Source organism: Anaeromassilibacillus sp. D41t1_190614_C2, assembly GCF_015558525.1.
Taxonomy (GTDB): domain Bacteria; phylum Bacillota; class Clostridia; order Oscillospirales; family Acutalibacteraceae; genus Anaeromassilibacillus; species Anaeromassilibacillus stercoravium.
In genome coordinates this window covers 57,458-82,942 of record NZ_JADMOD010000004.1, presented here as the reverse complement: position 1 = coordinate 82,942, position 25,485 = coordinate 57,458, and the positions used below count along the sequence as shown (strand labels likewise).

17 protein-coding genes and 1 CRISPR repeat array are annotated in these 25,485 nt (G+C 54.2%); of the genes, 8 read left to right on the top strand and 9 right to left on the bottom strand.

Annotated elements, in window-relative coordinates:
• Positions 1 to 15: 15 nt before the first annotated feature.
• The gene (locus I2G69_RS05445; RefSeq protein ID WP_087234311.1) at positions 16 to 1,398 is read left to right on the top strand and encodes a glycine--tRNA ligase; all 1,383 of its coding nucleotides are present in this window, start codon (positions 16 to 18) and stop codon (positions 1,396 to 1,398) included.
• A gap of 54 nt (positions 1,399 to 1,452) precedes the next feature.
• Here the strand turns inward: I2G69_RS05445 and I2G69_RS05440 are convergent, their stop codons facing one another.
• The 3 genes from I2G69_RS05440 to I2G69_RS05430 all read right to left on the bottom strand — a co-directional run bounded on the left by I2G69_RS05440 (position 1,453) and on the right by I2G69_RS05430 (position 4,285).
• Complete coding sequence (locus I2G69_RS05440) at positions 1,453 to 2,565, bottom strand: DUF3298 and DUF4163 domain-containing protein (RefSeq protein WP_172749719.1); 1,113 nt, start codon at positions 2,563 to 2,565, stop codon at positions 1,453 to 1,455.
• Between the two features lie 257 nt (positions 2,566 to 2,822).
• Positions 2,823 to 3,545, bottom strand: coding sequence for an elongation factor P 5-aminopentanone reductase (gene ymfI / locus I2G69_RS05435; protein WP_191448809.1), 723 nt, complete (start codon positions 3,543 to 3,545; stop codon positions 2,823 to 2,825).
• Positions 3,546 to 3,562: 17 nt separating this feature from the next.
• Entirely contained in the window at positions 3,563 to 4,285 is a 723-nt protein-coding gene (locus I2G69_RS05430) for a 16S rRNA (uracil(1498)-N(3))-methyltransferase (protein WP_191362959.1), read from the bottom strand.
• A 294-nt stretch (positions 4,286 to 4,579) separates the two neighbouring features.
• On the opposite strand from I2G69_RS05430, the gene I2G69_RS05425 reads away from it, so the two are divergent.
• From I2G69_RS05425 to I2G69_RS05405, 5 genes are all read left to right on the top strand, one after another.
• Positions 4,580 to 4,930, top strand: a complete 351-nt coding sequence (locus I2G69_RS05425; protein WP_191362960.1) for a PadR family transcriptional regulator — start codon at positions 4,580 to 4,582, stop codon at positions 4,928 to 4,930.
• A complete protein-coding gene (locus tag I2G69_RS05420; RefSeq protein WP_191362961.1) occupies positions 4,927 to 5,442 on the top strand; it encodes an HAAS signaling domain-containing protein in 516 nt (171 codons plus the stop codon). The genes I2G69_RS05425 and I2G69_RS05420 overlap by 4 nt, the downstream gene beginning before the upstream one ends.
• A 133-nt stretch (positions 5,443 to 5,575) precedes the next feature.
• A complete protein-coding gene (locus I2G69_RS05415; protein ID WP_191395912.1) occupies positions 5,576 to 6,142 on the top strand; it encodes a VanZ family protein in 567 nt (188 codons plus the stop codon).
• A gap of 330 nt (positions 6,143 to 6,472) precedes the next feature.
• Entirely contained in the window at positions 6,473 to 6,802 is a 330-nt protein-coding gene (locus I2G69_RS05410; RefSeq protein ID WP_087234297.1) for a hypothetical protein, read from the top strand.
• 65 nt (positions 6,803 to 6,867) lie between these two features.
• Positions 6,868 to 7,665, top strand: coding sequence for a CPBP family glutamic-type intramembrane protease (locus I2G69_RS05405; protein WP_195560374.1), 798 nt, complete (start codon positions 6,868 to 6,870; stop codon positions 7,663 to 7,665).
• A gap of 204 nt (positions 7,666 to 7,869) precedes the next feature.
• Here the strand turns inward: I2G69_RS05405 and I2G69_RS05400 are convergent, their stop codons facing one another.
• The 5 genes from I2G69_RS05400 to I2G69_RS05380 all read right to left on the bottom strand — a co-directional run bounded on the left by I2G69_RS05400 (position 7,870) and on the right by I2G69_RS05380 (position 17,107).
• Positions 7,870 to 9,519, bottom strand: a complete 1,650-nt coding sequence (locus I2G69_RS05400) for an FAD-dependent oxidoreductase (RefSeq protein WP_195560373.1) — start codon at positions 9,517 to 9,519, stop codon at positions 7,870 to 7,872.
• Positions 9,520 to 9,632: 113 nt separating this feature from the next.
• Positions 9,633 to 12,562: direct repeats of the CRISPR family, unit length 33 nt; unit sequence ATTTCAATCCACACCACCCTCGCGGGTGGCGAC.
• A gap of 212 nt (positions 12,563 to 12,774) precedes the next feature.
• Positions 12,775 to 13,422: a D-sedoheptulose-7-phosphate isomerase gene (locus tag I2G69_RS05395; protein WP_191395909.1), complete on the bottom strand. Its 648-nt coding sequence runs from the start codon at positions 13,420 to 13,422 to the stop codon at positions 12,775 to 12,777.
• A complete protein-coding gene (locus I2G69_RS05390) occupies positions 13,419 to 14,399 on the bottom strand; it encodes an ROK family protein (protein WP_191395908.1) in 981 nt (326 codons plus the stop codon). The genes I2G69_RS05395 and I2G69_RS05390 overlap by 4 nt, the downstream gene beginning before the upstream one ends.
• A 112-nt stretch (positions 14,400 to 14,511) precedes the next feature.
• A complete protein-coding gene (locus I2G69_RS05385; RefSeq protein WP_442858885.1) occupies positions 14,512 to 15,195 on the bottom strand; it encodes a substrate-binding domain-containing protein in 684 nt (227 codons plus the stop codon).
• 124 nt (positions 15,196 to 15,319) lie between these two features.
• Positions 15,320 to 17,107: a hypothetical protein gene (locus I2G69_RS05380; protein ID WP_195560372.1), complete on the bottom strand. Its 1,788-nt coding sequence runs from the start codon at positions 17,105 to 17,107 to the stop codon at positions 15,320 to 15,322.
• 286 nt (positions 17,108 to 17,393) lie between these two features.
• On the opposite strand from I2G69_RS05380, the gene I2G69_RS05375 reads away from it, so the two are divergent.
• Both I2G69_RS05375 and I2G69_RS05370 read left to right on the top strand, forming a co-directional pair.
• The gene (locus I2G69_RS05375) at positions 17,394 to 19,133 is read left to right on the top strand and encodes a hypothetical protein (protein WP_195560371.1); all 1,740 of its coding nucleotides are present in this window, start codon (positions 17,394 to 17,396) and stop codon (positions 19,131 to 19,133) included.
• 346 nt (positions 19,134 to 19,479) lie between these two features.
• The gene (locus I2G69_RS05370) at positions 19,480 to 24,996 is read left to right on the top strand and encodes a glycoside hydrolase family 3 C-terminal domain-containing protein (RefSeq protein WP_195560370.1); all 5,517 of its coding nucleotides are present in this window, start codon (positions 19,480 to 19,482) and stop codon (positions 24,994 to 24,996) included.
• Positions 24,997 to 25,144: 148 nt separating this feature from the next.
• Here the strand turns inward: I2G69_RS05370 and I2G69_RS05365 are convergent, their stop codons facing one another.
• Positions 25,145 to 25,387 carry a helix-turn-helix domain-containing protein gene (locus I2G69_RS05365; protein ID WP_087234906.1) on the bottom strand — a complete coding sequence of 81 codons (243 nt, stop codon included), beginning with the start codon at positions 25,385 to 25,387 and terminating at the stop codon, positions 25,145 to 25,147.
• Positions 25,388 to 25,485: the final 98 nt, after the last annotated feature.

Sequence of the window (25,485 nt, the reverse complement as noted above, 5' to 3'; positions counted from 1 at the left end):
AATGGAGGATTTTACATGTTAGCAACGGAAAAGACCATGGAAAAAATTGTAGCGCTTTGCAAAAGCCGCGGCTTTGTCTACCCGGGTTCTGAAATCTACGGTGGCCTATCCAATTCCTGGGATTACGGCCCGCTCGGTGTGGAGTTTAAGAACAATGTGAAAAGGGCTTGGTGGAAGAAGTTTGTCCAGGAAAGCCCCACCAACGTCGGTTTGGACGCCGCAATCCTGATGAACCCGGAGGTCTGGGTGGCTTCCGGCCATGTGGGCGGCTTCTCCGACCCGCTGATGGACTGCCGCGATTGCAAAACGCGCCATCGTGCCGATAAATTGATCGAGGACTTCACCGGGGAACCGGCGGACGGTTGGAGCAACCAGCAGATGATGGATTTCATCAAAGAGCACGACATCAAATGCCCGAACTGCGGTTCCTCCAACTTTACGGACATCCGCCAGTTCAACCTGATGTTTAAGACGTTCCAGGGTGTGACGGAGGATGCGAAAAATGAACTCTATCTCCGCCCGGAAACTGCCCAGGGCATCTTCGTAAACTTCAACAACATCCAGCGCACCACGCGTAAAAAGGTCCCCTTCGGCGTATGCCAGGTGGGAAAGAGCTTCCGCAATGAGATCACGCCGGGCAACTTTATCTTCCGTATCCGTGAATTTGAGCAGATGGAATGCGAATTCTTCTGCAAGCCGGGCACCGATCTGGAATGGTTCGAATACTGGCGCGGCTTCTGCCGCGACTGGCTGCTGTCCCTCGGCATGACGGAGGAGAACATGCGCCTGCGCGACCACGCCAAAGAGGAGCTTTCCTTCTATTCCAAAGCCACCACGGACATCGAGTACCTGTTCCCGTTCGGCTGGGGCGAGCTCTGGGGCATTGCAGACCGCACGGACTACGACCTCAAGCAGCATCAGGAGCACTCCGGCAAGAGCCTGGAATATTTCGACCAGGAGGCCAACGAGCGCTACATCCCCTATGTGGTGGAGCCGTCCCTCGGCGCGGACCGTGTGACTTTGGCCTTCCTCTGCGACGCATACGACGAAGAGGTGGTCGATGCAGAAAAGAAGGACACCCGCGTAGTCATGCACCTACATCCGGCGCTCGCGCCGTTCAAGGCTGCTGTGTTGCCCCTCTCCAAAAAGCTGAACGATAAGGCGCAGGAGGTCTACAACCGCCTGACCAAGCACTTTATGGTGGATTACGACGACGCCGGTTCCATTGGCAAGCGGTATCGCCGGCAGGATGAGATTGGCACGCCGTACTGCATCACCTATGACTTTGACAGCGAGACGGACGGCTGCGTTACTGTCCGTGACCGCGACAGCATGGAGCAGGAGCGTGTGAAGATCGACGACCTGGTGCATTACATTTTGAAAAAGATCCAATTCTAAAAATCGGAAGAGGCCGGAACCCATGCGGTTCCGGCCTCTTCTTTTATAGAAACGTTACGTTTCGGCTGTATAAATGCGCAGGACATCGTCCGATCCGTAGGCAACCAGATGGTTGGAATCGTCCGGCGCGATGGCGAGAAAATCCGATAAGGTCATAAAAGCGCCCCCGTTGGCATAGGTGACCGGGTATTCCTTTCCACCAATCTGGCAGGCTTGGTTCTTTACCGTGGCTTGGAGCCCACAGAGGCGCGCCGTTTCTGGGACGGGAAGGAGCACTGCTGTATCGCCTCCGGAACCCATCATCATGTTGCGGTTCAAGCTGGTGTCCCGCCCATTTACCCGGATGGTCCTGCGCGCCGATGCTGCGCGGAGGGCGACCGTCATATCGGGCAGGGAAGAGAGGGCAACCGGCACACGGACGATCCCAAGGGCATAGGGGGCCACGTCGTATGGCTGAAAATAGACGACCAGATTTTCGCCGTCGAGGTAGTACGAATAATTGCCATCCAACGCCCGCACGGCCTCTGATGCGGTTTCATAGAGCGATTCATCCGTTAAGATGTTCTTCAAATGGGAAAGGATTTTATCCGTGATTTCCGGGATCGCTTCTTCCGGATTCCGGAAGAGATCGCGGAACTCGTAGAATTCGCCGGTCTCCGGGTTTACATTATAAGAACTAACCCAGCTCATCCCATGCGCGCCGCCGGTGTAGGTTTCATTGGTCAGCCAGACCGATAGCAGCCCGCTGTCCTGGTAGTCGAATACACTCTGGTAGAACAGTGTGGACGCCTGTCCCGCGCCGCCGTTTCCCGCTGCGGTTTCCTCCAGGTCTGCCATGGCATCCTGTTGCTCCGCCACAATTTTTGCGTTGAGCTCGTCCGCACCGGGAAATCCGGAGAAGTGCGGTGTGACGATTTTCCGCTGGATGTTCCCCTCGGTTTGGTTCTCAATGGAGATCGTTGGCGCGGATATGGTCGGTTGCGCCTCCGGAAGCGGTGCCTGCGAAGACCCAACGAGATCGGGTTGGGAGCCTGAATTGGAGGAGGAGCTCTGGGAAGAGGAGATGGTACCAGAAGAAGGAGCCTCCTGATTGGTGCATCCGCCTGTGGACAAACAGAGGCATACCGCTAACATCATTGCGCATACGCGTATCAACATATATTTCATAGGAATTCTCCCTTTTGTTTCTTGAAAAAATGCATACCGTTTCAAAAAAGTTGTCTGCATTCATTATAAGGAATTTTAAAAAAATCGCAATAGAAATGACACAATTGTAAGCTGGGGTTTCAATCCGTAATGTCTTTGAAAAAGCCTATAACAAATATGCGTATTTTCAAGAACGCTTCTGAGCGTGAAGCAGTCCGGAGACGTTTTCAAAGAAGCTGGATGCATTTTATTGATACGTCTATACGCCGCTTTTCCTTTTAAATAATCATGCCGCCGTTCACGCCCAGGACCTGGCCGGTAATGAATGATGCGCGGTCGGAGACGAGAAACCGGACGGCGTCCGCAATGTGGATGGGGGAGCCGAGCAGTTCCAGAGGCGTTTCCTCCCGAAGGGCTTCCAGGGTCTCTGCGCCCAACAGGGCGTTCATCTCCGTGTCGATCACGCCCGGAGCGATACAATTGACCCGGATGTGGGACGGCCCCAGTTCCTTTGCAAGGGCCTTCGTGAAGCCGATCACAGCAGCTTTGGCGGCGGAATAATGTACTTCGCAGGATGCGCCCACCTGCCCCCACATCGAAGAGATATTCACAATCGCCCCGCTCTTCTGATGGATCATATGTGGGAGCGCCAACTGGCAGCAATGGAAAACGCCTTTGACATCCACATCAAACATGCGGTCCCAATCCGCCTCCGTCAGGTCGGTGAACAGCTTTTGCTGTGCAATCCCTGCGTTATTGACAAGCACATCCACTTCACCAATGGTGTGGAACATGGATTCTACCTGGGAGCGGTCCGAGACGTCCGCGCGCACAAGGATGTGCGGAAGGCCGGCAATTTGCTGCAATTCCCGGCAAAGCGCCTTGGCATCGGCTTCGCGGCTATGATAGTTGACGGCAATGCGGTAGCCGTCCGCAGCCAACCCGCGCGCAATAGCTGCACCGATCCCGCGCGAAGCGCCGGTCACAAGAGCTGTCCTCATAGTATGTGCCCCTTTCCTTATAGATTATCCGTGGCGAGCATGATCGCCGCCAACGCTGCGATGGGGGCGGTTTCCGTGCGCAAAATGCGGGGGCCAAGCGTTGCGATTTTTGCGCCGTGCTCCTGGGCAAAACGGACCTCTGCCTCAGCAAATCCACCCTCCGGTCCAATGAAGAGGGAGAGCTTCTGCGTCTTCGGCCCAACAAGTGCGGAGATATGCTCGCCGCCGCCCTCATAAAAGAATAGGATTTCCCCCGCTTTTTCGGCTTCTTGGATGGCGGCGCGGAAGGGCAGGGACGGAGCGACCTGCGGAATCACGCCGCGCCCGCTTTGTTTGGCCGCTTCCTCGGCGATCTTTTGCCAGCGGTCGGCTTTCTTTTTGACGGCCTTCTCGTCCGGCCGGGAGACGCAGCGCTCCGACAGCATGGGGACAATGCGCGATACCCCCAATTCGACGGACTTCTGGACGACCGCATCCATTTTATCCGCCTTGGGAAAAGCCTGATAAAGCGTGACAAAGACAGAGGGTTCGCTAACACTGCGGCAGAAATTCAGCACTTTTACGGTCACGGTTTCCCCGTCGATCTGCTCGATTTCGCAGTTGTAATCCGTGCCGATGCTGTCGCAGAGGATGAGCGGTTCGCCCGGCCGCATCCGCAGGGATTTGGCGATGTGATGGGCGTCGGGCCCGGTCAGAATGGCGCGCTCCTCTGGAATATAATCGATAAAAAATCTTGGCATGATGGTCACCTCAATGGTTTGATTGCTTTATTATACCATATCAGGAGGTTGCTAGGTCGTTTACCGCCATAAAAATCATAGACCATTTGCGCTTAGTAGCGGTAAGATGGCGTATTGTTGGAAAGTGGCATATGTGATGTTCGCCCCTCTAAACGCACACAGCAGGTTATAGAACATTCGGTAAACGGGTAGCAACGTACAGATGGGGGATTCTTAAAGAATGGCTTGACAAATCCGGAAGTTTACATATAATAATATTTAGTAATACTAAGTAATTTAAATAGGAGAAAGGACATGGATACAAGGTATGAACGGCAGCTCAAACGCGGCGTGCTGGAAATCGTTGTCCTCAAGCTTTTGAGCCAGGGGCGCGCCTATGGCTACCAGCTTTTGCAACGTCTTGACCAGGAAAGCGGGGGCCTATTCCGCATTAAGGAAGGGACTCTATACCCGATTTTATACCGCCTGGAGGACGACGGCCTGGTTGTCTCGGAGTGGAGTATCCCCGAAGACAAGAGCGTTGCAAAAAAATATTACCGCTGTACGCCGAAAGGGGAGGAGGCCCTTGTAGAGCTGCTGGAGCTTTGGCGCAAATTTGACAGGGTAGCCAACCATTTTTTACAAGGGGAGGATGGGGAAACATGACAAAGGAAGCTTATATCCGCGCGGTGATGCGAAACTTGCGGCTGCCGCGCAAAATTAAAAAACGGATCAAAAACGATTTGCTGAGCGATTTTACAGCGCGTATGGAGGCGGGTGAAACGCAGGAGCAGATTATAAAAGATATGGGGACTCCGGACAGAGTAGCCGCGGAGTTCCACGAGAATTTTGCCGGTCAATTGCTTCCCCAAAGGACGCCGTTGGATTGGTTCCTTCTGATCGCGGGGATTTTGTTTGGTGCAATTGCCCTCTTGAAGGTTTTGGGCGAAGTGTTGCTTCCAGCCGTTTTGTCGGCACTTTTTGCAGGCGGACCAGCATTCCCAGAGGATGTCGCTATCATCGGAGGGGCGGATGGGCCGACCGCGGTTTTTGTCACAGGGAGTTTGGCCATAGGTTCCATCCAGTGGATCGGGATATTGCTTCCGCTTCTGCTGTGTGCGCTTTTTGTGGGGGCTTATCTTTGGCATCGAAGAAAGAGGAAATCTTCCATATCGTAAAAACAAGCGGCAGGAATCCTGCCGCTTGTTTTTGCATGGATTTACCACTTGACAGGGTGCGAGAAATATGTAATACTCTTAACTGTACTATTTAAAATAATACAGATATTACATATAAAGGAGGAGATTCCCAATGTTTCTTGGCGTGCTGATCACGGGCATTCCCTTTTCACTGGTGTTGGGAGCCCTGTTGTATTTCCCCTTCTTCCTGTGGAAGAGAAAACTCCATCTTTCCGCCCTGCGCCACCTGACGGTGTATGCACTGATTTGTTTTTCCATTCTAGTGTTTGACGCAACCCTGCTGATCGGTGGAATCAATTTCATGCCGCCCTATTATTTCTTAAACCTGGCGCCCTTTGAATGGCTGCGCCATCCCTATGAGATGGGCATGGAACGGATGGCCAGCCAGTTGGTGCTGAATATCCTGATGTTCGTCCCATTTGGCCTGCTGTTGCCGATGGTCTTTCCGCGTTTGCGCGCCTGTTGGAAAACGCTTCTGGCGGCTCTCGGCATCACGGTGTTGATCGAGGTGCTGCAATATTTCACCGGACGTTCCGCGGACATCGACGATGTGATCATGAACGTGCTGGGTGCTGTCATGGGGTACGGCCTGTTTGCCCTGCTGAACAAAGCGCTGCAATCCAGAAAGTGGTGGCAAAATATGTTGGGGGCTCAGTTGCCTGCATCCCTTAGAAAATAAATCAAATGATTTGATGGAACTAGGCTTGTTGAGAACTAGCTCGATGGGAAAGGAAAAGGACCTGTTCAAAATGAACAGGTCCTTTTCCTTTGTTTATGATGGAATCCTCCGTTAGGGACGTGGAAAAGGCACAATGAAATAAGAAAGCAATCGATTTCCCGCTTGCGGAGTCCTGCGAATGCTCCGGACATATAGACTTCTTATACATATTTTTACATCTTTTATTAAGACTATTATACCATATTAATATGTTTTTATATACACTTAAACCACGCTTTATATACCTATAAAATTAGATACAAAAGTATTGAGCAATGAAAGAGTGGAAATATGGGATATTTTGACGAGAAGTTTCATAAGCGCGAAAAGAAGTACCGGCGGAATTATGAAATAGACGACAGCCTCTATGTACGCTTGGAACAACTCTCCACTGTATACGATGCCACCATTACCGACTTAGTAAATGCTTCTTTAGAGCACTTGATCGAAAGCGAAAAGATTTCCCTCTATAAAAAGGCAGACAACGATTTTTCTGTGACGCATACGCTTCTGATTCGTGAGAGCAATCTCGCCGGGCTCGAGGAACTGAAAGCAAAATACGGCGTGAGCATCTACAAACTCGTGAATATCGCCATCAGGAATGCGCTCGATGAATCGTAAAGCAAAAAGCGGTTAAACGAGAAATTTATTCCTCAAATGCATGGATTTGTGAGGTGGCATAGGAAGTGTCAGACAAAAAAGTGATCGTACCGTTTACTGCCTTGACCTTTTGTATTGCCTATGGTGTGTCAAGCGTGTTGATTGTGCTTGGCCAATTCGGATATAGAGTTTACGGCTTGGTTGGCTCATTACAACAATTTGCAATGAATATCCCCTTTGCTATTTATATTTTGTCTCCCGCGATTGCTTCGTTTGTCGTTTTAAGAAAGAATGGCGAAGTGGCAAGTTTGCGGGAATGGTTAAAAACGGTTTCTTATTGGAAAAATAATGGGTTCGTCTATCTGGTTGTAGTTGCAGGCGTTGCACTGTATTTTGGTATACATATGGCAGTAGCAGCAGGCACAGATAAGATGCTTCCGTTTTATATGTTTTTCCTTTCTTTGCCTGGGAATTTTTTTATCGGCGGCCTGGAAGAAACTGGCTGGATGTATGTATTGCAGCCCGGACTGGATAAAAGATATGGGTTCCTTGTTTCCTCCATTTTCGTTGGGGTTATTTGGATTTTTTGGCACATCCCCCTCTTTTTTATTCCTGGAACAAATCACTGTGACGGGCTGATTGACTTTTGGATGTTCAATATACAGGTTATGTCATTAAGTTTTTTTAGAGGGGCAATCTATAAAATAGCAGGAAAAGGGTATGTGTTTGTGTATGTGCTATTTCATACCATGTTTAATGCCATGTCCTCCTTGTTTGTTTCCAGGATGACATGGGCGGGAATGATGGTTGCAAATATTGCAATGATTCTTTTTTCGATCGCAATTGTTACGATGTATCGTAAATCTAAAACGAAAGATGGATAAGCTTTATCTTTTAAGCGGTTCGTCCCGCACGGGTAACCGCTTTTGCAGAAAAATTCTAAAAGGGCTGCATCATCGAACGATGCAGCCCTTTTCCTTTTGTCTGTCTATTAAATTTAAAATGTCAGAGCCGCTTCCAGAGGAGAAAACAGGGGGATCTTTTGCGGCCTTTCGTATAGCGCCAAGTGTTTTTAGTCCATTTCAGCTTTAAGATTCCGTTTCGCGGACCAACTGATAGGTCTTCATGCCGCCGCTGAGATTATATGCGTCAAAGCCATGTTGCTTTAGGATACGCGTAGCAAGGTAGCCGCGAAGCCCCACACGGCACGTGACATAGACCGGCTTATTCGGGTCCAGTTCCGATAGGCGGCCGCGCAGTTCGTCCAGCGGGATGTTTTGATAACCGGGGATGGTGCTCATACCGAATTCCGCCGGGGTGCTCACATCCAGGCGAGTGGTGCCTTCGGGAGAGAGGCCCGGGATATCCTCCGCATAATAGACGGGCATATCGCCCTTGAGGATATTTGCCGCGGTAAAGCCCAACATATTGACCGGGTCCTTGGCGGAAGAAAACGGCGGTGCATAGCAGAGCTCCAATTCTTCCAGGTCATAGACGGTGCCATGGAGGCGGATAGCGGTTGCCAGCACATCGATCCGCTTTTCTACGCCCTCGTATCCCACCGCCTGTGCACCGAGAATGGCACCGTTGCCGTCAAACAGCATCTTCATAGAGATTGGCGTTGCGCCGGGATAGTATGAAGCGTGGGACTGCGGATGGATATAGGTCTTGCGATAGGAAAGGCCGAGCGCCTTGGCCTGCTTTTCGTTTAGACCTGTCGAGGCAGCCGTCAAATCAAACGCTTTCAACACCGAGCTTCCCTGCACCGGCTGTGCAGCTTGATGGCCGCCCAACGCATTTTCTGCAGCGAGCCGCCCCTGTTTGTTGGCCGGACCTGCCAGCGGGACCAGCGTTTCCTTTCCGCTGACCAGATGCGTCACGCCGATGGCGTCCCCAACTGCATAAATGTTCGGGTCGGACGTTTGGTAGGATGCGCTTACAGCGATACTGTTGCCCACGCCGAGATGCAATCCGGCCTCTTTTGCCAGCTTGTTTTCCGGAGAAACCCCGATCGAGAGAAGCACGAGGTCGCTTTCGATCGCGCTTCCGTCCGATAACTCCACCTGCAGGCCGGTATCCACCTGTGCGATTCCTGCCAGGCCAGTTTTCAGCCGCAAAGAGACGCCATGTTCTGTCAAATGCCTATGTAATATTTGTGCCATTTCCGGATCGAGGGAAGCCACCACTTGGTCTGCAAATTCAACGATGGTCACATCCAGACCGCGCCTCTGAAGGTTTTCCGCCATCTCCACACCGATGAATCCCCCTCCGACCACAACGGCGCGTGAAGCGGAGCGGCCTTTTAGATAGGCATCGATCCGTTCCATATCGGTTACGGTGCGCAGGGTAAAGACACCGTCGAGATCGATCCCCGGCAAAGGCGGACGTTTCGGTTCGGCCCCTGGGGAGAGGATCAACTTATCATAAGATTCGGTATAGACCTCTCCGGTCCGCAAATTTTTGACTTGCAGCTCTTTCTCTGCACGATGGATCGCAAGCACTTCATTTTCGGTCCGGACGTCTATGCGGAAGCGGTTGCGGAGCAGATCCGGTTTTGTAACCAGAAGGGCATCCTTTTCTTGGATGGCGCCGCCAATATAATAGGGAAGCCCACAGTTTGCGTAGGAAATATAATCTCCCTTTTCGAACAACACGATGTCGGCATCTTCGCTTAGTCTTCGTAAACGCGTCGCGGCGCTTGCACCGCCGGCCACACCGCCTACAATACAAATCTTCATTTTAAAACCTCCTGCTGCTCGTAATGATATCCCTATTTTAATACCAAAAGTTGCGAAAAGGATGTGACTAAGTTACAGTAGACGGCTGACTGAACAAAGAAAAGCCATTGCCAATTTCAACCCACACCACCCTCGCGGGTGGCGACGTGATCGAAATTGAGAAGACCTATTACATCCCACGATTTCAATCCACACCACCCTCGCGGGTGGCGACTTTAGGGTCATATTTCTTAAAATCTGGCTCGGAGCGATTTCAATCCACACCACCCTCGCGGGTGGCGACGCAAAGCGCTATGATTGGACACTCCATGAAGATATTTCAATCCACACCACCCTCGCGGGTGGCGACAGATAGCAACAGAGCCTCGTCGATGGATATGTTCAATTTCAATCCACACCACCCTCGCGGGTGGCGACCAATCGCAACGCTTCTCCGACTTCGCCGCTGGTAATTTCAATCCACACCACCCTCGCGGGTGGCGACCCTTTTGGACTTTCTGCAGATCGCCAGTTGCCCTATTTCAATCCACACCACCCTCGCGGGTGGCGACGGATTAGTTGTAAGTTGTGGATGTTATCACGCAATTTCAATCCACACCACCCTCGCGGGTGGCGACCAGAGCAAACGCCCGATGGGAGGAAAGCCGTCAGAAATTTCAATCCACACCACCCTCGCGGGTGGCGACGCATATCGACTACGGCATACGGATCACGTGGAGATTTCAATCCACACCACCCTCGCGGGTGGCGACAAAATCGATATAACCCCCATTTGCGATAAGTGCGATTTCAATCCACACCACCCTCGCGGGTGGCGACACTTCGCGCTGTATTCTTTCCAGCAGCCCTGGCATTTCAATCCACACCACCCTCGCGGGTGGCGACAAGGTCATAGTAACCTTTCATCGCTTTCTCCCCTTATTTCAATCCACACCACCCTCGCGGGTGGCGACCAACCAGGGCGTGGGACAGCTCCGGCTCCTGCGCAAATTTCAATCCACACCACCCTCGCGGGTGGCGACCCCCACGCCGTATCCATGCAGAGGGTGCCAGGCGACGGATTTCAATCCACACCACCCTCGCGGGTGGCGACTCCACTCGGCGCTATTCCCGCGCATCTGATCGTATTTCAATCCACACCACCCTCGCGGGTGGCGACGGGGCTGGGAGGATTTTATGGATGCCCAGCCAGAGATTTCAATCCACACCACCCTCGCGGGTGGCGACTGTGGATACGGCCACGTGGGGCCTTGACCTTTGGATTTCAATCCACACCACCCTCGCGGGTGGCGACTTTTTTATTTTATGTTTCTTTCCCGCGATCCCGATTTCAATCCACACCACCCTCGCGGGTGGCGACAGGGCTTATAGCCGGATGCGGATTTATCCTAAAAATTTCAATCCACACCACCCTCGCGGGTGGCGACGTAATTGTGTTGCTGATCTCCAACTCCTGACCGTATTTCAATCCACACCACCCTCGCGGGTGGCGACGAACTTGTAACAGATCAGCCACCACCGATTAGAGGATTTCAATCCACACCACCCTCGCGGGTGGCGACAGGACGCCGACGGCCAGTTCTTTGTCGGGATCATTATTTCAATCCACACCACCCTCGCGGGTGGCGACCCTGGGGGCGAACAACACCGCCCAGACGGCCCAGATTTCAATCCACACCACCCTCGCGGGTGGCGACCTTTCATGTCTTTTACGTGTACCACTCAGGAGGAATTTCAATCCACACCACCCTCGCGGGTGGCGACGGAATCCATGTTAATTGGGTCTAACCCTTGTTGCATTTCAATCCACACCACCCTCGCGGGTGGCGACGTTAGGTTCCGCTGGCCGCTCATAATTATAAAGATTTCAATCCACACCACCCTCGCGGGTGGCGACCAGGGAGCCGACCTCCAGGGAGCCGACCTCAGGATTTCAATCCACACCACCCTCGCGGGTGGCGACCAGGGAAGCCGACCTCCAGGGAGCCAACCTCAGGATTTCAATCCACACCACCCTCGCGGGTGGCGACCTCCGGGAAGCCGACCTCCAGGGAGCCGACCTCAGGATTTCAATCCACACCACCCTCGCGGGTGGCGACCATTGCGGTAGCGCCCTGGAAAACTATTTTGCTCTATTTCAATCCACACCACCCTCGCGGGTGGCGACTTTTCAAATTGACGCGTTTGTAAAAGACCATCCAATTTCAATCCACACCACCCTCGCGGGTGGCGACAACTTTGTTACAAATCAAAAAGTAATCACGTTTATTTCAATCCACACCACCCTCGCGGGTGGCGACACATCTCTTCAAATTCATTTGATATGTCTTCAAGCATTTCAATCCACACCACCCTCGCGGGTGGCGACGCCGGCGCCGGTTTTGTTCTGCTTCACCCAGTTATTTCAATCCACACCACCCTCGCGGGTGGCGACTGCTCTTCAAGAGATGTACAATCTTCCTGATCCGATTTCAATCCACACCACCCTCGCGGGTGGCGACTACTTGATAGAGAAGCATTTTTCGAGCGGGTAAAAATTTCAATCCACACCACCCTCGCGGGTGGCGACGTGCTAATTGTGTAAACAGCTCTGCGTTTTTCGATTATTTCAATCCACACCACCCTCGCGGGTGGCGACTGGCGGTCCCGTATGCCTGGGACGCGCTGTTCTTATTTCAATCCACACCACCCTCGCGGGTGGCGACAAAACGCCAGTCAGTTCAGCCCGTGGGCCTACCCGGTATTTCAATCCACACCACCCTCGCGGGTGGCGACAACGCCGGAACCGCAGAAGACGCCACGGACTAAAGATTTCAATCCACACCACCCTCGCGGGTGGCGACTCTTCACACCATATCCAGACCAGTTTCCCGTTCTTATTTCAATCCACACCACCCTCGCGGGTGGCGACCTTCAAAATCACCCGTGGGTCACGGACGTCGACATTTCAATCCACACCACCCTCGCGGGTGGCGACCAAAATCCCCGGCGTCAGTATCGACGCGATCGAATTTCAATCCACACCACCCTCGCGGGTGGCGACAGCAAAAATGGACGAGAAATTCATCCATTTTCTATTCCTATTAAAGCATAATATCCAATAAAACACAAGATCCGTTCAGCTTGTACGGGTATTTTAAGAAGAATTTGTGTGTTGATTGGACATAAATAGGTGCGAACCGGCCAGTGAATTTTTGTGCGCTTCTGGTTCGCACCTACATTCCCTTTTCTATGAACATTCCTGAATCGGATTCCTCACTGTTCGAAGAGTTCGGATTCGATCGCGGCGCAAAGGTAGTGGTAGATGGCAAGGTGATATTCTTGGACACGGAATGTACGTGTGTCCGGCGCCATAAGCGCCCGGTCCGCCAGCTTGGCCAGTTGGCCGCCGCCTTGGCCGGTCAAGGCGATCACTTTTGCCCCGCAGACACGGGCCGTCATTGCGGCAGCGCACACGTTTTTGGAATTGCCCGATGTGCTGATTCCCAAAAGAACGTCCCCACGCTGCGCATACCCCAGTACCTGCTGTGCAAAGATCAGGCTGGGCTCTACATCATTCGCAAAAGCGGTGTTTAATGCGGTATGCGTTGAAAGGGAAATGGTAGGGAGCGCCCCTTGTAAAGCATCTGCGATCGCTGCACCTTCCGCTCCAAATAATTCGGAAAAGGCCGCCTTTTTCCCAATCGAAAGCGGGCGCTTGAGCAGGAATCCCTTCATCAGCTCTCCAACAATATGTTCACTGTCGGCGCTGCTGCCGCCGTTTCCGCAGATCAGCAATTTCCCGCCTGTACGAAACGTGTCGGAGAGCAGTTGGAAGGTTTTCAGAAGCTCTTCCTGCAAGAAGTTCAAGTCGGGATGAAGCGAATAGAATTCTTGGGTGATTTGTTGCGTGCGTGTATTCATAGACGGTTCTCCTTTTCTTGGTAATAGAGGGCGACGGTCAGTGCGGCAATATCCCCCACCGATTCCGAAAGCGCGCAGGGGATCACCGTACAGGCGGCGCGCGCAGCGGGGAGCGTCTCAGCTGCAATCACACGCGCAGCGGCGGGCCAAAGCTGTTCCCGGCAGCGGGCGAAGATGCTTCCGAACACAATGCGTTCCGGGTTTAGCAGGTCGATCACCATGGAAAGCCCCTTCCCGAGCTGCTCGCCGGCAGCCTGAAGGATGGACACGGCAAGCGGGTCGCCCGTCTGCGCTGCCCGGCCCACGTCCGCAGCCGTGATGGAACCCAATTGGTCCATACTTGGGCACAAGGCAGGCTTTTTCCCCTGTTGTAGCTCCTGCATTACAAACAGCCGGGCCAGCTGTGCGATCCCGCCGCCGCTGCAAAATCCCTCGAAGGAACCCATTTTTCCATATCCGACGGGGCCATACTGCGCAAGGCGGATGTGGCCGAGTTCTCCCGCCATGTCGCAAGCCCCCGTATAGAGGCGCCCGTTGAGGATCAATCCCGCGCCGAGGCCGGTTCCGAACGTGAGAAACAACAGATTGGAGCAGCCGCGCCCAGCACCGAATCGCCATTCCGCCAGCGCACAGGCGTTGGCGTCGTTGCAAAGCCAGGCGGGGAGCCCGGTGCGTCCTTGGAGCTCGTCCACAATGGGCAGGTCGTCCCAGCCCGGCAGATTGGGTGGGGAGAGGATGCGTCCCGTACGGCTATCCAACGGGCCGCCGCAGCTGATGCCGATCCCAACTGGCCGTTCCGGGGAAAGGGCGATGCATGTACGGACATCCGCGGCCAACAGACGGACCATCTCCTGCGGGGAGACAGAGGCAGTCGCATGTGGGGGGCATTTGTGGACAATTTCTACATGGTTTTCCGACGGCCGGCCGAGACATACGGCACATTTCGTGCCGCCGATATCCACACCAATGGCAAACATAATATCCCTCCTATTAAATTGGAACAAAAGGCGGCCTCCGCCTGCGGAAGCCGCCTTTAAGGAAAGTTAAAAAGAGGATTAGAGAAGAAGATATATAGGGTAAAGAAGAGAATTAAAGGGAGTCTTTGTTGATAACGGAAACACCGGTGTCGATGAATTCTTCGCCGACATCTTCGCCCTCCAACGCCTTAACAGCGGTCTGGATGCCTTCATAGCCCATCACATCCGGGTTCTGCGCCATGGTGCAGAGGATGTAACCGTTCTTGATGAGGTTAAGGATTGTGTCGGACTTATCAAAGCCGACGCCGATAACGGTCTGGCCAGCTTCCTGGATGGCATTTCCGGTGCCGACGGTGGAGCCTTCGTTCGCGCCGAAGATACCCACGCAGCCCTGTGTGATGTAGTTTGCAGCGATGTCCTTGGACTTTGCTGCGTCGCCGTCGCCGTACTGGGTTTCGAGGAGTTCAAAATTCGTGCCTTCGAATGCTGCGCGGAAGCCTTCTTCACGTGCAACAGTGGAAGCGGTTGCTGCGTTTACATTGACAATGCCGATTTTGCCTTCGGTGATGCCATTGGCCTCAAGAGCCTTAATCATTTCTTCGCCTGCGATGGTGCCAGCGGCCTTGTTGTCGGTTGCGAGGGTCTGGACGCCCGGGAAATCTGCTGCGGAGTCAACATAGACGATCTTCACGCCAGCGGCGTCTGCTTCTTCCAGAGCTGCGGTCACCGCGTCCGGTCCGTTTGCCGCCAGCAGGATGGCCTCAGCGCCGCCTGCAACGGCATAGTATTTAAAGATGCTGGATACATTCCCGATAGGTTATGCACGCTCCTTTCCGTTTCATGTTATTGTGCCCCAAGGGGAAACTTGAGGGCTTCATTTGTAACTATCTGCAAACATCGGATGGCGATGTTTTGTCAGCTCAAACCAATTCCTCCATGCCGACGGAGGCTACATAATCGGCCCAGATCTGGCCGTTTTCCTGGGAGTTGAGTTCGGTTTTTACGCCTGCCGCGCCCGGGTCGTCGATGCCGCAGAGGTCGGCGCGCAGGGCGTTCTGCATCAGGAGCAGGTACAGGGTTTCGGAGTAATCCTTGACCAGCTGCTCCACTTCCGGCGTGGCGAACGACAGATCGCGCTCTTCGATCTCCTGGTTCAACCGGTCGGTCTTGATGAGGAACACCGGGTCATAGGGGTAAAGGACATACTGCTGATCGAACAGGGTGGAGAGGGTATCTTCATAGCCGGCCAGAAGGTTGACCGTGTCTTCTGCGCTCCAGTTCTGTGCGGATAGGTTCCAGTAATTGGGGATAAAGGAGGTCCCGGAGAAGTAGGCGCGCACCATCTCCTCGTTGTCGCCCAGCAGGTCCTGCATCAGGCGGGAGATGTTCACATCCTGCCGCTGGGGCTGTTCCATCAGGTAGTGGAGCAGTGCGTTTTCCTGCTTTTGGCTGGTGAAGCTCTCAATGGTCTCCAGAATCAGCGGAACCTTCACATTGAAATAGAAGTCCTCCTGACCGGCCGCCATGGACCCCTCCATATCGGAGGAAAGGGAGGCCATGACGGGGTCTTTCAAGGAGATAAACAGATATTTCATGTAGCGGGCATTGAGATCGTCCTGCACCTGGATGCCGTAGAGGTCCTTCAGCTCCTGGGGGAGCGCCTCTGCGGAGGCGTTTACATACCGGTCGCCCAGGCCGCGATACAGCCATTCGTTCGGTTGGTAATGCAGGTTGCGCGCATGGACCTTGCTGTCGAAGAAGGCATGGTATAGGGTGCGGGACATGGTCTGACATGCATCCGGCGTGTACATCGAGAGGGAGATCGCCGCGCTTTGCCCGCCGACGCCGGAGAGGATGGTGCTCTCGCCGTCCTCGTTGGTGCGGAGCAGGACCACCGGCTTGTCCAGATTGCTGCCAAATACGCCGGTATAATAATTGTAGAAGGAAATGACCATACTCAGGTCGTTGAGCTCGGCGCTTTCCCGGATGGCGCTGTCCAGGTAGAATACGGCGTTTTCCCCGCCGGAGGACAGGTTCAGCGGTTCAAAACTGCCGAAGCAATAGCTGGAATTGATCAGGTCGTAATAGTCGTACCAGGTGGGGCGTTCCAGCTGGAAGGATTTTTCCGAGCTGTTCGCCGGTGCAAAGGGGATGATGGCGTTCCAGTCGGAGCCCCCCGCAAGCTGGAAGGAAACGCTGCTGATGTACTTTTCCATATGCGTCAGGTTGTTGGAGTCAAACAGCGGCATCATCAGGACCTTTTTCCCTTGGAAGGCCAACAGATCCTCATAGAGGTCGCCATCCACCTGGAAATCCACGCCGGTATTTTCCCCGAGCTTGACGTCGTATTGGAAAACGACGGATTCGCAGTCCTCCGACACAGGCCCGATCTCCCAGGCGCTTCCCAAATTGTTCAGGGCGATTTCTGTGCCGTCCGCATCGGTGCAAACCGGCTCCGACGCTTCCACATCGCCGATATCCAGATAAAACATCCGGTCGGGGGAAAGCTTGTCCGGCGTCAGTTCTATGGAAACACTCACAATCTTGCTTTCGATGTCCGTAGGCTCCACGGTGTAGGAAACGCCGAACTGTGCAAGGTCGGGGTCCATATGATAGGATGCATCCCCCTGCGTATGCCACAGGCCAAACGCGGACAGCGCCACCAAAACCAATGCGGCGCAGCCGCCGATCAAAAGATTCTTTTTCATAAAAGTTACACCTCCAAAAAGTTGCCGCGCAAAAAATCTATGCAGTTTGATAAAAAACACGCGATAGCGGTACACATTTGAAAGAATTGGTAAATTCCTCTTATCAATATTATACAAGCAACCTCCTTGGAAAAAGTAGGGGAACATTTTTTGAATACAGGGGGGTTCCTTTGGGAAAATGGATAATTTACTTGAAAGAAGTAGATAAAAATTAATAAAATATCCCATATCATCCACTTATAAACAGCAAATGGACAGGGGAACGCCCCCCTGTTGAGGAGGAACTATGAAACATCAAGGAAGATGGATTGCGCTTGGGGGCATTTTGGCAATCTTGGCGGCGGCAATCGTGGCCGTTTGCGTGGTAGATCCAAAGTATGATCTCCACTATACGGTATCGGCCCCGGAGGTAAAGGCCAATACGCTGGAGGTTGTGCTGGAAGTACATAATTCCCCCCTATCGCGAGGGAAAACCGTTTCCTTATATATAGGGGATAAGGATGTGACTGTACAATCGTGCACGGGGGCGGATGGAGTGAGCCTGCCGGCCCATCAGACGGAGGACTTCCTGACGTTTGAATTGGGGCGTGGGGCCGACGTTTCACTGGTCTATCAGGTGCCGTTGGGAGCCTCTGGGAAGCATGGCCAAAGGGGGATGGTGCAGGAGGAATACTGTGTGTTCGACGGCGGCCAAGCGCTGCTCCTGCCGATGGAATACTATCAGGACGGGTTCCCGCAGGATGAGGCGGTGGTGCGCTCACTGCGTGTCTCGCTCAAGGCGCGGGAGGGTTGGACGGCCATCCTGCCCTTTGAAGAGCTTCAGGATGTGACCTGGGCGGACGCCTACAACCTCAACAACGACGCTTTTGCCATGGGGAACTTTGCGCAATACTTTCCCGCAGAGCAGACCGGCGGTGCGGCGGTCTATGGGGTCGCGGGGGAAGAGGGGCAATTTCCGCAGGAGGTCGCCTCCGGCATCGCCGCCCTGCGCGCCTACTATGCGGAGCGGTTCGGCACAGAGGAGCAGCCGTATCAGATCATCCTCTTGCCAACAGAGGAAGGGGACGTGATCGGCGGAGCGGGGGTGCACAGTGTATGCGCAACCTTTGACGCGGCAGACCGGCGGGACTGGGAATTGCTCAGCCATCGCATGTTCCACGCCTATTTCGACCATGCGGTCCCGACACAGACCTTCCATGCCGCGCCAAACCTCTGGTTTTACGAGGGATTGGCGACCTATTATGAGAACGCCTCCATGGGAGCGCTGCCGGAGGCACAGCGGGAAGTGCTGGATATCCGCCCTGAATGGCAGTTCAACTCCCTGTTTAACCGGTATTTGACGATCAAAATAAAGGACCCGGCCCTTTTCTCATTTGCGCCCATGGACGAGGCGGATCTTTCGGAATCCGCAGGACGGACGGAATTCCTGCATTATATCCAGGCGCCACTGGTGGTCAAGCTGGTGGAGGATCGCGCGGAAGAGCGATCTGGGGGGAAGGACGCGGTGCTGCGTGCGGTTTTGGAAAAGGGCGGGGAGGACTTCTCGCCTGCGGCGCTCTTGGCGGAACTGCTGGGGGAGGACGGCGGAGAGGTCTACAACCGCTGGTTCCAGTCGGAGGAATTGCTGCCCATGTGGGAAGATGCAGACCCCGCTTACCCAGAGGAGCGCGCCCTGGAGGATGTCGCCGATGTGGAAGTGATGCTGGCCAGTTGGATGACCAGCCAATTGGGGCAATACCCCTGCGACCTGCCCGATTGGGAGACGGCCTGCCAACTGGAGGACATCCCTGCGTTCCAGGAGGCCTCTTTTGCGGATGCGGAGACCGAACGCTTGGTGGAAGAGCATTGCCCGGTGGTTTGGAAGCTGTTGAAGCAGTATGCGCTGCGCGCGCAGGTATGCGGCGTGCCGTTTGAGGAACCCATGCTGCGGTATCAGCTCTTGGCCGACGAGGACAATCTTCAGAAGTGGGAGGATTGGCTCCATGCACAGGGGATTTCCGCCGCCGTTTCGGATGGGGGAGTATAACGGAATTTCGATTCCATTGAAAAATATCACCAAACAACCGGCTGTCACATGACGAACCATGTGGCAGCCGGTTGTTTTTTTGCGATGCATGGAACGCGTCGGGAGGCACGCAGGCCATGGTGCAGTTGTTGGCCTGTTTTCCCCGTTCGTGTTTTGAGAGATTTGGTTATTAATCGTTTTATATAAATATTCTGAACTAGTTGACAATTGTTTATGAAAATGATTTAATAGTTTCGGAAGACATTGGAAAAATAAGGAATTCCGGTAATGTTATTTATCGGATGAAAGGAGGGTAGGGGATCTTTTTTGGAATAGGAAAGAATTTCATGTGGAGAGGAGTGCAAGAATGAAAAAGAGAACTTTCGGACAAAAGCCATGGAGACGGACGCTGGCCATTTTGTGCAGCGCATGTATGATTACCTCCTGCCTGCCGTTTGCAACGGCCTCGGCCAAAACGGTGGACGGTTTGGCCGACCTATCCCGGCAGACGGCTGCGGAGGGCGCGGTCCTGCTGAAGAACGAGGACCAAACCCTGCCGGTGAAGCCATATGAAACGGTTTCGGTGTTCGGACGCATTCAAATCAACTATTTCAAGAGCGGCACCGGTTCCGGCGGCAAGGTAAACGTCGATCACGTGACAAACATCCTCGATGGCTTCCGCAAAAATCCGAAGATCCATGTCAACGAGGACCTGGCGAAAGTCTATGAAGACTGGGTCGCGGAGAACCCGCCGGTGGGCATCGGGGATTGGACCGAGCCCTGGAGCCAGGCGGAAATGCCCGTGACCGAAGAGCTGGTTGCAGACGCAGCTTCCAAATCCGATAAGGCGATCATCGTGCTCGGCCGCACTGCGGGCGAGAGCAAGGACGCCAGCAACACGGAGGGAAGCTTCCTCCTGACCGACGACGAACGCGACATGATCCAAAAGGTCACCAACCAATTTGACCATGTGGCCGTCCTGTTGAATGTCGGCAATATCATCGACATGAGCTGGGTGGAAGAGTACGGCGTCGAGTCCGTGATGTACGTTTGGCACGGCGGTATGGAAGGCGGCAAGGCGGTCGCAGACGTTGTCAGCGGTGATGTCCCGGCCTCCGGAAAGCTGAGCGATACCATCGCTACGTCGTATGAGGATTATCCTTCCGCCGGGAACTTCGGCAATAATGAGTACAACAACTATGTTGAGGACATCTATGTGGGATACCGCTACTTTGAGACGTTTGCGCCGGATAAGGTGCTGTATCCCTTCGGTTTTGGCCTCACCTATACCGACTTCACCGTGAAAACCACCTCCGTGGAAGAAGTGGACGGCAAGATTGAAATCACCGTAAACGTAACGAATACGGGCGATTATAAGGGCAAGCAGGTTGTCCAGGTCTACTACGGCGCGCCGCAGGGAGAGCTGGGTAAGGCGGCGAAGTCCCTAGCGGGCTTTGCAAAGACCGGTCTCCTGCAGCCAGGCGATTCCCAGGAGATGACCATCTCCTATGACATCGACCATATGGCTTCCTATGACGATGCAGGCAAGACAGGCCATAAGTCCGCCTATGTACTGGAAGAGGGCGATTATCCGGTCTATGTGGGCACATCCGTGCGCGACTGCGACGTGGTGTACACCCATACGGAGCCGGAGCTGCGCGTGGTTGAACAGCTCCAAGAAGTCATGGCGGTGGACCCGGACCATGCGTTTGAGCGCATGGCTGCAACGGAAGATGCAGAGGGCAACATCGTCATGGAGATGGAGCCGGTGCCCACCCGCACAGTGGACGTCAACGAGCGCATCCAGGCGAACCTGCCGGAGACGATCGAACCGACGGGCGACCAGGGCTATACGCTTCTGGATGTCTATAACGGTGATATCAGCATGGAAGAATTTGTGGCGCAGCTCCCGTTGGAGGACGTCGCCTATCTGTGCCGCGGCGAGGGCATGAACAGCCCGAAGGTCACCCCGGGCACGGCTTCCGCGTTCGGCGGTTTGACGGACAGCCTCAAGGCGTTCGGTATCCCGATCGGCTGCTGTGCGGACGGACCGTCCGGTATCCGCATGGACGACGGCGAGCTGGCGACGGCGCTGCCCATCGGCACGCTGATGGCCTGCACGTGGAACACCGAGCTGGTGGAAAAGCTGCACACCCTGCACGGCCAGGAATTGGTGCTCAACAATGTGGAATGCATGTTGGGGCCTGGCATCAACATCCATCGCGACCCGCTCTGCGGCCGCAACTTTGAATACTTCTCTGAAGACCCTGTGCTCACCGGCGTGATCGCTTCTGCGGCAACCCGCGGCGTGCAGAAGAGCGGCGCTGTGGTTACACCGAAGCACTTTGCGGCCAACAACCAGGAGCAGAACCGGAATAATAACGACTCCCGCGTTTCGGAGCGTGCCTTGCGTGAAATTTACCTCAAGGGCTTTGAAATTGTGGTGCGCGATGGAAACACCGGTACCATCATGACCTCCTACAACAAGATCAACGGCATTTGGGCCGCTTCCAACTATGACCTGTGCACCACGACCCTGCGCAACGAGTGGGGCTTTGACGGCATGGTCATGACCGACTGGTGGGCCAACGAAAACGAGGACGGCCTGCTCCGCCAGGAGGCCGCCATGGTCCGCGCACAGAACGACATTGCGATGCCTGTGGCGGACGAAGCGGATTCCATTGTCAATGCGGTCAACGCCGGTGTGCTGACCCTTGGCGAAGTGCAGCGCAGTGCGATCAATGTGCTGAACTGCCTGATCAAGTCCCCAGCGTTCGCACGCATGTATGATTTGGACTATGTAAGCCCCTATGAGCCGGGCGAGCATTGGTTCAGCGTCGAAAAGAGCGAGCCGGGCGACCCGATGATCAGCAGCCTGACGGTCGGCGGGCGCGCCATCCGCATCTTCAACCCGCTGGTGCTGGACTATGAAGTCTATACCAAACTGAACGAGGGCGTAGAAATCCCCGAAGTGGCCGTGGAAGCGCCGGACGGCGTGGACGTCCAGGTGGTCCAGGCAACCCAGGAGAACCCGATTGCAGTCATCTATGCCAACGAGGGCATGGAAGAGCGCATCTATAAAGTGATCTTTACCGATGAAGCGGGGCTTCCGCCGGTATTTGAGAACCCGACCTATGCGTATGCGGATGACATCCAGGTCAATGGAGAGTCCATCCTGGAGTTTGAATCCACCCTCACGGACTATTCCGTCCTGTTGGAGGATATGGCATCCATCCCGGAGATCACAGCCGACGTGCCGGAAGGCGTGACCTATACCGTCGATTATGATCCCGATACGCATCTCGCCGTCATCCGCTGCGAATCCCCGGATCAGGCGTTTGTCTATACGGTCCGCTTCTCGCAGGGGCCGCGGAGCGATGAATTCGATGGTACCGAGCTGCAAAGCTTCTGGACCGTCAACCGCCCGAATCCGGAAAACCTCAAGCTAGAGGACGGCGCCCTGTGCATCACCACAGAGATGGGCGACCTGTACCAGACGAACGACAACCTGTGCAACTATGTGACGCAGCCGGCCGCCGGCAACTGGGATGCCTATACCAAGGTGACCTTTGACCAGAAACCGCATCGGATTTATCAAGAGATCGGCATGATCGTCATGCAGGACGAGGACAATTACATCACGTTCCGCATGGAATACAATGAGAGCAGCAGCGCCCAGCGTCCCGGCGCGAACTTCTTCCTCTCGCAGGAGAGCAACGGGACCCACAGCCAGCTGGTTGCCAGCAAGGATCTGGCCGACTTGGTGACGGACAACGTCATGTATCTGAAGCTCTCCAAGCGCGGGAACACCTATACCGGTGCGATCAGCGTGGACGGCGAGACCTATTATGATCTGGGGGCTTCGGCCTCTGGAAACTATTCCGATCCAAAGATTGGCCTGTTGGCCTCCGATGGCTCTGTGGACGGCGACCATCTGACGGCAAAATTTGATTATCTCCGCTTCGACACCAGCATGGAGTCGGAGTATATCCCAGTCGGTTCGGGAACAACCCGGATCAAGGCCGCGGATCAGTATGCCAGCATTTCGGGGACCATGCGGCCCGAAAACACATCGGATGAGGATGGCGGCCGCAACCTGGGCTATTGCGACAAGGGCGAATATGCCATCTATAACATCGAGATCCAGAAATCCGGCTATTATGACATTGCGGCCCGAATTTCCAGTGGGCAGGATGCGCTTGGGCAGTATACGTTCGTGATGCAGATCAAGGGCGAGACGTTTGCATCCTTCACCACCGGCGGGACCGGCGGCTGGCAGAACTGGGTGACCAGAGAAGGCCCGCGCGTGTATCTCGAGGCGGGAAAATATAAGGTTAAGGTCTTGATGACGACCGGCGGCCTGAACCTGAACTGGTTCGAATTTACGGCTGTCGACACGCCAGCAGAACCGGGCGATCTGATTGTTACGTATCCCACCAGCGCACAGCTGGCCGTGGATGGCGAAGACATGACCATTGCAAACCTGATCGGCCGCTATGAGACAGCAATGGAAAAGGATGCTTCCTATACGCTGACCTTTACCCCGCGCGTAGAGGGCGAGGAATTTGCGGCAATCTCTGTAAACGGCGAACCGGTTGTGTTCGATGCAGACACCGATACCACGGCCTATATCTATGAGGGTACGATGGGCAGCGGTGACACAGTGCTGGATTTCTCCTTCACCGTGGTGAACAAGCAGATCCTACGCACGACCATCGAGATTGCAGAAGGCCGTGCGGACGAAGCAGCGGAAGCTGTACCGTCCGTGAAAGAGAAGTACGAAGCAGCCTTGCAGGCGGCGAAGGACGTCGAAGCAAAGAAGACCGCAACGCAGGACGAGATCAACACCGCATGGAGCGACTTGATCGACGCGCTGCACTACCTGAGCTTTGCCGCAGGCGACAAGAGCCAGCTGGAGATCCCGATGGAGATCGCAGAGTCCATCAACCGCGACCTGTTTACGCCGGACAGCCTGAAAGCGCTGGACGAAGCGTATGCGGCGGCGGAAGACCTGCTGGACGATGGAGAGGTCCTGGAAGCGGACATCACCGCAGCGGTGGATGCGCTGTATGACGCCATCTATGGCTTGGTCTACCGCGCAGACGTCACCGAGCTGGAAGCGCTGGTCACCAAGGGCGACGGCATTGTTGAAAACGCCGGCCAGTACATCCAGAACGACGCATGGACGAGCTTTGAGACCTCTCTGGAAGAGGCAAAAACTGTCCTGGCAAATGAAAACGCAACGCAGGATGCGGTGGATACCGCAGCAGAAGATTTGGCAGCGGCGATCTCCGCCCTGCGCCTGATCCCGGATAAGGATGCTCTGGAAGCATTGATCGGGGAAGCTGAAGCGATCAACACCAATAAGTACACGGCAAAGAGCGTGGCAACGATGAAGGCCGCATTGAGCACCGCGAAGGCAGTCCTGAACGACGCAGAAGCGACCGAAGAAGAGGTTGCAGACGCAGTCGAGGCGCTGGAGAACAGCATCGACGGCCTGGTCGAGAAGAGCACCTCCACGGGCTCGAAGAACAGCGGCAGCACGTCCGCGAACGTTGGCAACGCATACGGCGCAGCGGGCATTGTCTCTGCAAGCCAGAGCGTATCCGCACAAGCCTATGTGGTTTCCGACACGACGGTCAACTTCACCTTGAAGAGAGGCAGCGCATACTGCTTCAAGATGACGGTCGTCAACGGCAACAACATGGTGCCGAGCTTCACGGCCGGCAACGGCGATGTGCTCAAGACGCAGTTCGTGGCGAAGGTTGGCAACGACTATTATTACAGAGTCTATGCCATTGGCGCGCCGGGCCAGAGCACGGGCGTTTACACCACCCTGCCGGGCCAGAATGCTACAAAGCACTGCACGGTAACGATTGGCTAATCTAAGATAAAAGGGAAGGCTTCTTCCTTATAACTAGCGAAGCCCCTGCCTGGGAATCAATTCCCAGGCAGGGGCTTTGTGTATTTTTGTAGGTTCTATTCTCCTGCCTGCACCGGCAGAAAATGGAGCCAAACCGATCTTTCAAAGGCTATCGGATCTCCTGCTCCAAATGGTTAAATTCATCTGTGTCGAAAAATTGTGCAAGCGTGATGCCTAAACCATCGCAAATCATTTTGACGGTCAATATCTTTGGATTTTGGCTTTTTCCATATAGGATATTCTTTACAGAGGATGGCGGCAATCCACAGATATTTGCTAATTTGTTTATAGAGATATTTCGCTCGCCACAGAGCTCCAAAATACGATTTCGCACAGCTGCAACTGTATTCATATCCTATTCTCCTTTGTTTTTTTAATAGGATATAAAAAACAGTTGCAATTTATAGGCTATGCATACTACTATATAGTCTATACATAGACGATAGGGAT